This window comes from Nitrosomonas sp. H1_AOB3, from assembly GCF_015709435.1.
Taxonomy (GTDB): domain Bacteria; phylum Pseudomonadota; class Gammaproteobacteria; order Burkholderiales; family Nitrosomonadaceae; genus Nitrosomonas; species Nitrosomonas europaea.
The window spans coordinates 1,222,944-1,235,714 of the sequence record NZ_CP054389.1 but is presented as its reverse complement, the minus strand read 5'-3'; the positions used below and the strand labels follow the sequence as shown (position 1 = coordinate 1,235,714).

Below are 12,771 nucleotides of genomic sequence, written 5' to 3'. Positions count from 1 at the left end.
GCGGGATTCGTACGAATTTCTAATAGCCTGGTAGAGCTTCTGGATTTCAGATGAGCCACTTTCCGATAGTTATCGTACTGACAGGATTACTGCTTTTGAGCGGGTGTGATGCTTTGGAACCTGAAATATCCTGTCTCTCTGTGCTCATGCAAGGTGACATTCAGCACGTTGCCAAGACGAGAGAACAGCGGTTTCTCGGTAAGGTCACCGGGAGACGGGCGCATTGTCTTGGTGGAGATCATGCTGTGGCGCTCAACCGGAATCCCTGGCTGGATTGGCCAAATTTCTGGGGAACAGGTGACAGCTTGTCATTATCTTCTTCGCCATTGGCCAGCTCGTTTTTCGGTCCGAATGAACGTGGCATCAACAGTGCGCTTTATGAACTGGAGTTGCAGCGGATCGAGCTGATCAAGTTCAATCTCTTTGACAACAGCGGTACTTACCAGGCTTATGTGACAGGCCGTGATGGCAGGGCAGGCCCTGTTTTACAAGTCTGGCCGGAAATGCAGTTACCGCCAACTCATCCTCATTACAAGGACGTTGAGCATAATCAGGAACACCAGGTTTGCAGTGGCGAATTGATTCGTTTTCGTACTGTTACCGGTATCTGTAACGATATCTACAATCCGTTGATGGGCTCGACTCATCAGATCTTTGCGCGCAATGTCCAGTTCGATACAACCTTTCCTGATCTGGGCCTCGATGAGATGGCCAGGAATCGTCATGGAGATCGATTGGGTTTGCTGAAACCCGATCCACAGGTCATCAGCCGGAAATTGTTTACGCGCACGCAGTCACAGCCTGATAAATGCCGGAACGACGACGAGTTATCCGGCGATCTTGAGAAATTCGCATGTGATTACAAAAAAGCACCGGCCCTGAATGTGCTGGCAGCTTTCTGGATTCAGTTCATGACCCATGACTGGTTTTCTCATGTGGAAGAGGAATCTGACCAGTCAGCGTGGATGACGGTGGGTTGTATGACTCAGCGAATTGACAACATCGAACAGCCTTTGGCAGCGAAGGAAGCCCGCCAGCTGGGCTGCCGGCCAGGTGACAGAATCCATGTTGCACCGATCGATGATGACACACCGCCCGCATCGTTCATGCATGACGGCCACCTCTATCGTACACGCGCGCCGAAAACGACACGTAATCATGTGACGGCCTGGTGGGATGCCTCACAGCTTTATGGCTATGACGAGCGCTCCAGTCAGCGGGTGAAACGGGATCCCGAGGATGCTGCCAAATTAGCGTTGATTCATGTAAGAGAAAGCGTGGACAGAGGCGATGAGTTCGGATATTTGCCGACCTTTGAAGTGGATGATCCGATCGATCCGGCATGGTCAGGTCAGGAAGCAGTCGCTTTTCCGGACAACTGGTCCATTGGATTGAGTTTTTTTCACAATGTCTTTGCCAGAGAGCACAATGCTTTTGTTGAGGAATTCCGCAAGCAGGCAGCCAAAACACCTGATGCTGACAGCGGCCTGAGGAATCCGGCACATCCTGAGATGATCATTCGTTACCGGGATGTCACGGCAGGCGAATTATTCAATGTAGCCCGACTGGTGATTGCCGCCGAGATCGCCAAGATCCATACCCTCGAGTGGACGACGCAGCTGCTGTACAACGAGCCGCTGTATCGGGGGATGAACGCCAACTGGCATGGGTTATTTCACGAGCATGCGGCGGTATCCGAGGTACTGAGAGAAATTATCCGCCAGCTGGACGATACTGAAGGTATCAGCAACAGTCTTCATGCCGCTTTCGCTGGTGGAGCAGGTATTTTCGGGTTAGGCAATCATCGCTATGAAGGCGCGCCGCTCTATTCCCTGGTCGATCGCAACAGAAAGGATATCTGGACACTCACCCGCAACGAAGATATCAATGGCGGAGTCAACCATTTTGGTTCTCCTTTCAGTTTTCCTGAAGAGTTCGTCACGATATATCGACTGCATCCTTTGTTGCCGGATTTGATCGAATACCGTGAATGGCATAACAATCCGAATATCATTCGGCAGAAAATACCTGTCATCGATACCTTTCGCGGTAAAGCCACCGGGGCGATGCGGCAGAAAGGCCTGGCAAACTGGGCGCTCAGCATGGGTCGTCAGCGGGCAGGTGTGTTGACGCTCCAGAATCATCCCCGGTTTTTGCAAAACCTGAAGATCCCTCATCTGCAATCATCCACCCGGCAAATCGACATTGCTGCACTCGATCTCATTCGCGACCGGGAGCGGGGCATTCCGCGCTATAACGAGTTTCGTCGGCAGTACGGGTTGAAGCAATTGACCGGCTTCGATGATTTCATCGATCCGCGCGTGCCCGGAGATTCGTCTGTTCGTCGCCAACAGGAGCAGCTCGTGCGGACATTACGTGAGGTATACGGACAGCACCGGTGCGATGAATCCAGACTGATCACAAACGCCCAGCTGAATGACGACAAATCACCCATTAACGATTGTCTGGGGCATCCCGACGGCAGTCTTGTAGACAATATCGAGGATGTCGATACGGTCGTCGGCTGGCTGGCGGAATTCAAACGACCGCACGGTTTTGCCATTTCAGAAACCCAGTTCGTCGTGTTCGTTCTCAATGCTTCACGCAGGCTCTTCAGCGACCGGTTTTTTACTTCGAGTTTTCGCCCGGAGTTCTATAGCACTCTGGGAGTGGAGTGGGTAATGCACAATGGGCCAGGCCCGGAAATAATGGAAGAGGGGACGTACAATGGTCACCGGCAACCGGTTTCTCCGCTGAAGCGAGTCCTGTTGAGAACGTTGCCCGAGCTGGCGGATGAGCTTCAGGGTGTGGTCAACCTGTTCGATCCCTGGGCGCGAGATCGCGGAGAATACTACAGCACTCAATGGAAACCCCGGCGCGGTGCCGAGGGGGATGAAGCATTTACTCGGTAAGAACCTGTTCAATATCTCGCTGAAGGGTGCATTGCGGCGTTAAAATCGAACTCGAAATGCTCAGGGTTTACAGAAGCTGATAAGTGATCAGCTGTGGTTTCCAAGTTTACTCCTTACATCTTCAATAATGACTTCACCGGCCTTTTCACTGATCATGTAGATGGCGGATACAATAAAAAAACCCGGTATTCTGGGAAAGATTGAAGCATCGACAATCCGCAGGCCAGTGGTTCCATAAACACGGAACCGGCTATCGACGACGGCCATTTCATCGCTTCGCGGTCCCATTTTGCAGGTGCAGGAAGCATGGTGCCCCCAGGCCTGATCCTTGATGAACTGACGGATTTCATCTCGGCTGTTGACGTTTGCACCCGGTAGAATTTCTTCATTAACCAGATCCCCGCAATCTTCGAGAATATTGCGAACGGTTTCCACGCCCTCTACTACTGAATCCAGATCCTTCTCGCTGCTGCCGTCATCCTCATTTTCTGGAAAGTAGTTGAAGTTGATGTCAGGCACATCACGCGGATCGCTGGATCGTAAGGTGACATATCCCGTGTTGCTTGCGTGTGCCTTGAGAATGGCCCAGGTAAAGATATTTTCTTTGCAGGTATCGGAGTGGTCGCCATTCTTATTACATAGCGCATTAGGATAGCGACTGCTATCTCGGGTAATGTCACGAGCATAGCCTGGATAGTAGCCGCTGAAATTACCGAGCAATCCAAAAATCAACAGATCCGGATCGTCATCTGGATGCCTGGCAGAAGAGCGCTTGATGAGCGCAATCGTTGCACCGTTCGTGGTGTAAGGTCCTTTTTCCTGGAGCCACAGCGCGTATTGCGGATCTGGCTCTTCTCCAGGTTCTGGCGGGCGTAATTTCATTCCTTTGATCAGGGGAATGTTTTCTTTGAGTCTCGTTACCACGCCGATTTCATAGCGATCCTGTAAATTTTTTCCGACACCTGGCAGTTCTACTTTTACCTCGATCTCATGTTTTTCCAGTTCTTCCCGCGGACCAATCCCGGATAGCATGAGCAGTTGAGGCGTATTGAAAGCACCCGCAGCAATGATGATTTCACGTTTTGCACAAACTGTTTTGGCTTCGGAGACAACTGATTCTTCGTGCCGGGGGTCAGCGCGATATTGATGAGCGCCCACACGATACACCACGCCGTAAGCTCTGTTATGTTCGTCGAGCAGGATCCGCTGGACCAATGAGTGGGTTCTTACTATCAATTTGTCAGGGCATTGTTCCCGAACCCGCAGGATGTACTCTCTGGTACCGGCCCGCTTGCCGTGTTGGGTCGTCATCGGAATTTTGCACAGTCCTTCAGGAATCCTGCGAATCAAACGCCAGTCATTGGGATCGAAGCGAATGATAAATTTCAGAATCCCCAGAAAAAAACGTTTGAGCGGATGCATCATGCGCCGGGATTCTTTCACTGCGGCGATCGTCAGTTTTGTCAGGACTTTGTCCTTCAACAGCATCCAGCGGTTAGCTGGATTGGTTGGCAACCAGCCGTCAAATCCATGGCGACTCCAGATTTTCCATCTTGGAACATATTCGCAGCGTTCCAGACGGCGGAAGTATTTGTGCATATTTCTGCTATGCCAGCTGGGATCATTCATCAGTTTGGCAATGTAATCCCAGTCACTATTGTGGGGATACATCAGAACCATGGCATTATGCGCGGTACATCCGCCTAATGTGCCCGAGCGAGGGTAAAGCACACCATTCTTTTCTTTGCTGAACTTGCAATCATATTCCTGCCGGACTTTGTCGCCATAATGATGAACAAAGTAATCCCAGCGAAGCGCTTCATTTTCCGAAGCACGTGCATGAAATGCCGGAACCCTGTAATCACAGGGCTCATCATCTCCTCCGGCTTCCAGCAACAGCACACGAAATCCTGCCAGAGCCAGTTTGCAGGCGACTGGCCCACCTCCTGCACCGGAGCCGATGACGATATAGTCAAACTTTTCGTCACTATCACTATCGATCTGATTATTTTCCGGGGAGGCAGGCTCAATCATAGATATCTCCTGGAGCAGAAAACGGGTAGAGCGTCGTGATCTGTAAACTGAGAAATACGGCGGATATTCCGGTTGCATGTTGGATTACCCGCCGTTACAGAATTACATGGTCTTGAGAAACTCGATCAAAGCACGTTTATCGTTATCATCGAGCGCTGTTCTGCCTTCTTCTGCCGGGAGGTAGTCTGTGCCGAAATAATGCCCGCGGTTTACGACAAAATCCGGGCATTTGTTAACTTCCAGCAGAGGATCGACTATCCCGCTCAATATTTTGCGCAGCTCTTCATCAGTCATGCTTTCAGGATGTTGCTGAGCTTTCCACAAATCAAAGATATCCCACCCGATAGCCCTTGCAAGATCCCACGAAAGAGAAAGCCGCTGCCCCCAGCTCATTTCCATATTGGTATTGGAAACCAGATTCACAGGAATGCCTTCAGGGAATGGACCAAGCTCCAACCCATCACCAATAGGGAAAATTCTGACATACCATGGCAGGTAACCTTTCGGTACTTTTAGCTCACTCCTTTCTGTCGTCCGGTCGATAATACCCGGTACTTCTTTGCCGGATCGGGTCAGATAGGTTTTTCCTTCGCAACTGCCTGCTGCTTCCGAATCATAGGCATAGGAGCCTTTTCCTTCTTTATCCTGTCCGTAGTAGTACAGATCTTTCTGATCGCAGTAGCGTTTTTCAGGCCATAGCAGCTGCTCGATACTGATCTCGAAAGATTTCATACGATCTTCCACTGAACCCGAGGGATAAAATTTCCCGACCGTATTGTTCAGTAAAAATGGTGCTGTAGACCAAATGCTCGAAAGGGAAGGTGGACGAATATAACCACGTCCCCCGTCTGGCATGACGTAATCTGCAGATTTGCGTGTAACTGGATGATGGATCAGTGCTTTTCCTACCGAAGGCAAATTTTTGTAGGAAGTCGAAGAAAAATTGTCCCAGGTATCTCCCTGGATGGCATTGGTCGCGATCGACGCACAAATATTGGTTTCCAGCAGAGTCACCGGGATGCGTAACTCCGTGGACAGGAAGTTCTCTTTGAGAAAGTCTTCTTCCATGACCAGCTTTGTCATTTTCTCCTTGAATTCGGGTGAGTTGGTCCAGTGCCAATACTGATTCCAGCACTTCAAGTAATCAGGGCCGACACACCCTTTATCAGGGAAAAACTTGTTTGTCTCGTCCGGTAATTTACTCGAATGGCAAGCAGCACAATGCTCGGCAAATACCTTCTTACCATGTTCCAGAGTTTCTTCATCATCGGTCAGGTAATGTTTACCCCCGGGAGCATCCTTCAAATGATCCGGAGGGGTGGCAACCAGAAAAAACAAGGCGCCATCCAGCGTCTGCTGCTCGGTTGCCCGCCAGTAGCTGGAATTCTGTTCGGCTATTTTGATCGGGAAAGGTGTAAACGGCTTTCCTCCTACCAGGGGATTGATGTGCTGTAGCCATTCTTCACTGAACAAACCGATATTGATGAAAACACGATTCAATGCGCCCAGTGCACCGACCGAATCCGCACCATCTTTGAGCACACGCGGCGTCAGTACCGTATCCGGATCTTTGAAAAAGGCTCTGAGCGGGCTGTCGGCAGGGATTTCGTCGAAATGATTGAACTGCTTGTTATCCCGCTCGCCACCGTTCAATTTTTCTTCACCCCAGCGTAAGGTATTCAGCATCCGTGCAGGAAGGCTGTAAACAGCGTTCATGGTACGCGGATTGTTGATGTAGTCGGTGGAGATGAGCGAGGTATCCAAAGCACCCGGCCGGTTGGTATGGAGATGCTGGTAGGCGAAACTGGTTCTATCGGCCTCGTACGCGAATACCCGGTCGAACCAGAAATACTGTGCCCCGGGATTGGAATTGAGATTGGCCCACTGCGGATTTTCCGGATCTTCAGGCGGGTTGGTCGGGTTGGGTCCTACGTGACAGAAACTGCAAGCCATTCCCACCCGGTACGGTTTGACCAGTTTGGGATTATTGTAGTAATTCGGATCAGAATAATATTTTTCGGCATCCCAGCGTTTTTTTGCGGCTTCATTGAAATCGGGATTGGGAAACAGGCGCAGACCTACAATACCAGTCGCATAACCATAATAAGACCCCACTGGCACGGTTTTGCCACGCGCACCAATTTTGACGCCTGGATATTTTTCCTCATTTTCGAACGGATCAGCAGGACAGGTCGGATCTCGTACATCCAGATATAGGCCGAAACGATCTTCACGCCCGACCAGTTTGCCTTGCGCGTCGGTATTTTTTATGAAACACGGTTCATTGACCAGACCAAACCAGTGCCATCGGTTGTCGCGGCTGTACCCCGGATTTTTCACAAGTCTGGGATGGTTCGATAGCACTTTCAGCAGGTCGAAGCTGCCAAAGCTCTTCACGCTCATATAATCCCAGAACTTATCGTTACCACCCGTCCAGACGATCCAGTTGTTTCGGCCTCTGACTATCGATTTGACGGCCTCGTCCGGATTCTGTGAAACGCCGGGCACGAAGGGCTCAAGGGCAGCGACTACCTTATCAGGAGTCTGACTGATTCCATAATCCATGTCCTTGAAATAATCTTCATCCGCTCCCGGAAAGCTCTCTGCAGATCTGTTTACACACTGTGCTTCATCCAGAACCGATCCGGACTGGATGTGATTACCTTTGATACATTCGGCTGCAATTTTCAGAGATAAATCATCTGAACATCCTGCAAGAAGTAAAACCAAGCTGATCCCGGTGAAATAAAAGATATTTCTACATGTTTTCATGATGATCTCCAGTTAAATGTTGATCAGGGCAAGCTAAAGTTTGAAGCCATTACTGCAGTATGCTTTCATAATATATCCCTTTTTCTACTGAGGGTATTACTATGTTTGAATTAATTTTAGAGAAAATTAGATAGCCAATAGTTATTCAGCATAATCCTGTTTTTCTGTTTTGAGGCGATCAAACAATTGCATATTGGGTAAACCAGGAATAAAGTTATTGTGAGTGTGGTCTTTGAATTCGATACAGATTGATTCTTTTCTGCGAGGGGGGGTCAGCTTGTTGAATAGGTAAGGTGCTTGTCCTGGATCATCCTGTTTCGGATCACGTGTTGTCAGACGATTCTGTTTATTTGTTTTTGGTATAACCATGAGGAGTAACTGAAATGAATAATACGGTCAGAGCTTGGTTGGGGAAATCACGTGAAGAACTGGATGAAATCTATCGTCATGCCACGCCGGGAAATATTCCGACAGGCGATACACGCGGCACGGCAATTCTGGCGGGATCATTCTTTTCAAAAACAGTGGCTGCTTTTGCACGCCTTTTTGCCTGGCAGGGCAAGGTATTTGATTTATTTTGTCCAGGCGGTCAGGCGGGTGTCCTTGTCAACAAGATTACGCCGTTTGGTTTGACGTTTATCGTTGCCAAGGTGTATCGCGATAAGAGTTGGCTCGACGGGCAAGACACCATCGTCATTGATTACTCTAAAACTTCATTCGTTGCCAAAGTGATTCGCGATGAGATTCGCGAGGTTGAGCCTGGTGTTTATCTTGGAAAAGTCTGGTGGGGCAAAACGCGCGTCCTGGATTTTGCCCTGACGCAAAGCGACACCCAATAACGCGCTGTCCAACTGTTTTCGGGATAGAAGACCATGACACCTCAATCTGCCTTCATGATTGCTGCGACGATACGTGTTGGGCAACTGCAGGATTTGCGTACCTTGCTCGCTTCGATGAATACAATCCCCGGGCATGCTGATCCTGATAATGACCTGATTCCATTCGGGAAACTGGATCGCTTGCATTTTGCACGGTTTGTGATCATAGAAGCAAAAACGCTACAAGAGATTAAAGAGTTCGGTGTAAAACCACGGCCATGGCGGCCCATGCTTGCTTTCCTGGGTGACATCGACGGGGATATGCACACTTTCCTGGCAGAGCTCGTGGAACGTGCAGAATCGGGGCTGACAAAAATCTTCTCCCACTGTGATGATTTCTCTACGGAAAATCAGAATTTGCTGGAGTGGATGAAGATGCGTAATGTCAGCCCCGGCGCCAATTATGTTAACTGGGTGGGTCGAACCGTCAGGCAGATCCATGAAGAAGCAGCGCTACATCACAGCCTGTCTGACTGTTTACAGAAAATTGTTGCAGAGGTCGGGCGGGAAAATATTCATACTCTACGGCAAAAGCTTTTGTCACATGTCGAAATGGAAAAGTATAAAGGCAGGCTTGTGCTTTCCCCGCCGGAGCCAACGCCGAGTGAATGGAGAACCCGTAATCTGCTGCATAAAATCGGCGTGCCGCTGGTCCTGTTGCTTTTCTCTCCATTGCTATTGGTGATTGCTCCCTTCTTTGCATTATGGTTGAGAAAGCGGGAGCGCTCTGATCCCGAACTCTTCATCCGGCCTGCCTACTCACATATCGAAGTGCTTTCCGAACAGGAAGATTGGGATGTCAGTAATCAATACAGCGTGTTTGGGGATGTAAAACCAGGGTTGTTCCGCCTGTTGACCTTTAAATTCATCCTCCTGCTGACCGACTGGTTTGCCAGGCATGTTTACAATCACGGCTTTCTTGCGCGCATCAAAACGATCCATTTTGCCCGCTGGGTATTCATGGATAACAACCATCGCGTTTTCTTTGCCAGTAATTACGATGGCAGCCACGAAAGCTATATGGATGATTTTATCAACAAGGTTGGCTGGGGGCTGAACCTGACCTTTAGCAATGCTGTCGGCTACCCGACGACAAGGTGGATGATTAAGGAAGGCGCGCAGCGTGAGCATGCATTCAAATACACGCAAAGGCGGCATCAGATACCTACCGAGGTCTGGTACAAGGCTTATCCGGGACTGACCGCCGTTGATCTGGTGCGCAACAGCCGTATTCGGCAAGGCGTGGAAATTCGTCAGTCGGATGATGCGGAAATCCGTGAATGGCTCAGCCTGATCTGAGAGGGGGTATATACATGAAAGAATCCGGCAATTTTGAATTCGATGATGTACAGGGATTGCTGCGTTTTGGATACGGAAAGCTGGCTGATACCTGCTTCATGTTGCTGAAAATTGCGGATGCCAGTGCCGCCAGACAATGGCTGAGCACAGCGCCGGTCAGCAGTGCCATTGCAATTCATCCACCGCCTGATACGGCGCTGCAGATCGCTTTTTCCGTGCAGGGTTTGCGTGCATTGGGCATTGATGAATCCATTATTGATGGTTTTTCCGATGAATTCGTTCATGGCATGACCAGAAATGAAAACTGCTCTCGTCGGCTCGGTGATATTGGACACAATGCGCCGAAGTACTGGAAATGGGGGGAGGGTGCAGACGTACCGCATATCTTGTTATTGCTTTATGCCAGAAAGGGGGGGCTTGATGCCTGGAAAGCGACAGTAGAAGGCGAGTATTTCTCACAGGCATTTCAGCTGCTGCAGTATCTGCCCACCTCGGACATGGGGCGAACTGATCCTTTCGGGTTTGAGGATGGGATCAGTCAGCCCGCGATTGACTGGGCAGATCGGCATGATACGGATTCACATGCAAACGACCGCTACACCAATTTACTGGCTGCCGGCGAGATGGTGCTTGGTTATCCCAATGAATATGGGCAATACACTGCACGACCGTTGATCGACCTTCAAAAAGACCGGTTTGCCGTGAATCTGCCGGATGCCAAAGATGATCCTGCACGGAAAGATTTTGGCCGCAATGGAACGTATCTGGTACTTCGGCAACTGGAGCAGAATGTTCCCGGTTTCTGGCAATTTCTCGACAAGGTATCGGATTCCATCCCGGAGAAGCGGGAGCGGCTTGCCGCATCGATGGTGGGCAGAGAACGGAATGGTACGCCCTTGATTGCGGAGCACATTCCGGGAATTTTGCCCAAGGATCATGGCAATCATTTTACCTATGACCTCGATCCGAAAGGGAATCATTGCCCAGTCAGTGCTCATGTGCGCAGGGCTAATCCCCGGACAGGCGATTTGCCGACGGCTGTAACGGGTACCGGTGCGATCGCACTGATAAACCGGCTGGTTAAAATCCTGGGGTTTGGACAAAAACCGGAGGAAGATCTCATTGCTTCTTCTCGTTTTCACCGTTTGTTGCGGCGTGGTCGCAGCTATGGCCCTGTCCTTGCACCGGGAGACGCTGTCAAACCGGATGCACCTGCTGCTGAACGTGGTTTGCAGTTCATCTGCCTGGTAGCCAACATAGGGCGACAGTTTGAATTTGTCCAGAATGCCTGGATTGTGAATGGCAAATTTGGTGGCTTGCAGGAGGAGCCGGATCCCTTGCTGGGAAATCGTGAACCGATGATAAACGGTAACAGCACGGATCATTTCAATCGCCCCACTTCATCCGGACCGATGCAAAAAACCTGTCATTTACCGCAGTTTACGACTGTACTGGGTGGCGGATATTTTTTCATGCCCGGGTTGCGTGCACTCAAATACATTTCAGCTTTACCTGCTAACGGAAACGGCGGTTCATCATGAACATGACAATCAAAAACCGGGTACTCAAAGCGATTCATAATTTCCTGATTTTGTTGCTGCGCATCGAGCGTCGATTGGAACCCTGGTTTCGACCGCAGTGGGATTATCTTTTTCGCGAACCTGGCTCAAGATTGATCCAGTTTCTGATTAATCGGCGACGCAAGAACAAGGATTCTGATCTTGAACTGGCGGAAGAAAGATTTGATCCCGACGAAGAAGAAAGCCTGAACAAAATTATCGATCTCATGATGGATCAGATGCGCGGGCGCTTCAAACCGGGAGGTTATGAACGAGGGGGTAATACCAAAACACACGGTATCGTGCGTGCCACCATTACTATCCGGGATGATCTGCCGGAGCATTGCCGCAAAGGTATTTTTGCCAATCCGCGCAGTTATCCGGCATATATCCGCTATTCCGGACCGGGCCCGAATGTGCCTGCTGATATTAATGATGTCGGATTTATGAGTATGGCAATGAAAATCATGGGGGTGCCGGGCGAGAAACTGATGAGTGAAGAAAAATTGACGCAAGACTTCATTGCAACCAGCGGAGGGGCGACATTCGTTACGCCCAACACGCGGGAAAACGCCAAGTTGCAATACTGGAGTCTGGTGGATATGACACTTTATTACTTTCTCAATCCGAAAGATTCTCACTTGCTCGATTTTTTCATGCAGAGCCTGTGGACAGCAACTCAGTACAATCCGCTGGGACAGCGCTACTGGAGCTGTACACCTTATCTGCTGGGTGAAGGCCAGGCAATGATGTATTCATTTGTGCCAAAAACGAAAGAGGTTGAAAGGCATATTCCTGGCTTGCCTTTTGGCACACCACCGTTCAACTATTTACGGGAGAACATGATCAAGACGCTCAATGAAAAAGATGTCGAGTTTGATCTCATGATCCAGGTACAAACTGATCCCCATTTGATGCCTATCGAGGACAGCTCAGTGCGCTGGCCGGAAAAGCTTTCTTCATTCATTCCTGCTGCTACCATCCATATTCCCAGACAGAAATTCGATTCGGATGCGCAGTTCGAGTTTTCCAAGCGTCTGAAAATGAATCCCTGGCATTGCCTTCCTGAACACCGGCCGTTGGGCAATATCAACCGGGCACGTTTTAGAATGTATTACGAATTATCCCGATTCCGCCAGGAGATGAATGAAACGACTCACCTTGAACCGACAGGAAATGAAGTATTTGATTAATTGCACCCTGTCGAATGCCTGATCATAAGGTGATTTCGGATGCTTTGGCTTAGAGAGAAAATTCTTGCCAATCAGACTGGCTTTGAAGTATCGTCCGGTAAAATAAAATAGAAACAGAAGTCGT

7 protein-coding genes are annotated in these 12,771 nt (G+C 49.6%); 5 read left to right on the top strand and 2 right to left on the bottom strand.

Annotation, left to right across the window (positions count from 1 at the left end; genetic code table 11):
* Positions 1-50: 50 nt before the first annotated feature.
* The gene (locus HRU73_RS05815) at positions 51-2,912 is read left to right on the top strand and encodes a peroxidase family protein (protein WP_287399849.1); all 2,862 of its coding nucleotides are present in this window, start codon (positions 51-53) and stop codon (positions 2,910-2,912) included.
* A gap of 87 nt (positions 2,913-2,999) precedes the next feature.
* Here HRU73_RS05815 and HRU73_RS05810 read toward each other — a convergent pair whose 3' ends face one another.
* Both HRU73_RS05810 and HRU73_RS05805 read right to left on the bottom strand, forming a co-directional pair.
* Positions 3,000-4,946: a GMC family oxidoreductase gene (locus HRU73_RS05810; protein ID WP_287399848.1), complete on the bottom strand. Its 1,947-nt coding sequence runs from the start codon at positions 4,944-4,946 to the stop codon at positions 3,000-3,002.
* Between the two features lie 102 nt (positions 4,947-5,048).
* Positions 5,049-7,718 (bottom strand): c-type cytochrome, encoded by a 2,670-nt coding sequence (locus tag HRU73_RS05805; RefSeq protein ID WP_287399847.1) that lies wholly within the window; start codon positions 7,716-7,718, stop codon positions 5,049-5,051.
* Between the two features lie 383 nt (positions 7,719-8,101).
* Between HRU73_RS05805 and HRU73_RS05800 the strand changes: the two genes are divergently transcribed.
* The 4 genes from HRU73_RS05800 to HRU73_RS05785 are packed head-to-tail and all read left to right on the top strand — an operon-like array spanning position 8,102 to position 12,647.
* Entirely contained in the window at positions 8,102-8,557 is a 456-nt protein-coding gene (locus HRU73_RS05800) for a hypothetical protein (protein WP_276818461.1), read from the top strand.
* 33 nt (positions 8,558-8,590) lie between these two features.
* Complete coding sequence (locus HRU73_RS05795) at positions 8,591-9,895, top strand: hypothetical protein (RefSeq protein ID WP_287399846.1); 1,305 nt, start codon at positions 8,591-8,593, stop codon at positions 9,893-9,895.
* A complete protein-coding gene (locus tag HRU73_RS05790; RefSeq protein ID WP_287399845.1) occupies positions 9,877-11,436 on the top strand; it encodes a Dyp-type peroxidase in 1,560 nt (519 codons plus the stop codon). The genes HRU73_RS05795 and HRU73_RS05790 overlap by 19 nt, the downstream gene beginning before the upstream one ends.
* A complete protein-coding gene (locus HRU73_RS05785) occupies positions 11,433-12,647 on the top strand; it encodes a catalase family protein (protein ID WP_287399844.1) in 1,215 nt (404 codons plus the stop codon). Before HRU73_RS05790 ends, HRU73_RS05785 begins: the two co-directional genes overlap by 4 nt.
* Positions 12,648-12,771 lie beyond the last annotated feature (124 nt).

Bases quoted from the DNA above. Each gene is read 5' to 3' on its own strand.
- HRU73_RS05800 (WP_276818461.1), top strand. From the start codon at position 8,102: ATGAATAATACGGTCAGAGCTTGGTTGGGGAAATCACGTGAAGAACTG.
- HRU73_RS05790 (WP_287399845.1), top strand. From the start codon at position 9,877: ATGGCTCAGCCTGATCTGAGAGGGGGTATATACATGAAAGAATCCGGC.
- HRU73_RS05815 (WP_287399849.1), top strand. From the start codon at position 51: ATGAGCCACTTTCCGATAGTTATCGTACTGACAGGATTACTGCTTTTG.
- HRU73_RS05810 (WP_287399848.1), bottom strand. From the start codon at position 4,946: ATGATTGAGCCTGCCTCCCCGGAAAATAATCAGATCGATAGTGATAGT.
- HRU73_RS05805 (WP_287399847.1), bottom strand. From the start codon at position 7,718: ATGAAAACATGTAGAAATATCTTTTATTTCACCGGGATCAGCTTGGTT.
- HRU73_RS05795 (WP_287399846.1), top strand. From the start codon at position 8,591: ATGACACCTCAATCTGCCTTCATGATTGCTGCGACGATACGTGTTGGG.
- HRU73_RS05785 (WP_287399844.1), top strand. From the start codon at position 11,433: ATGAACATGACAATCAAAAACCGGGTACTCAAAGCGATTCATAATTTC.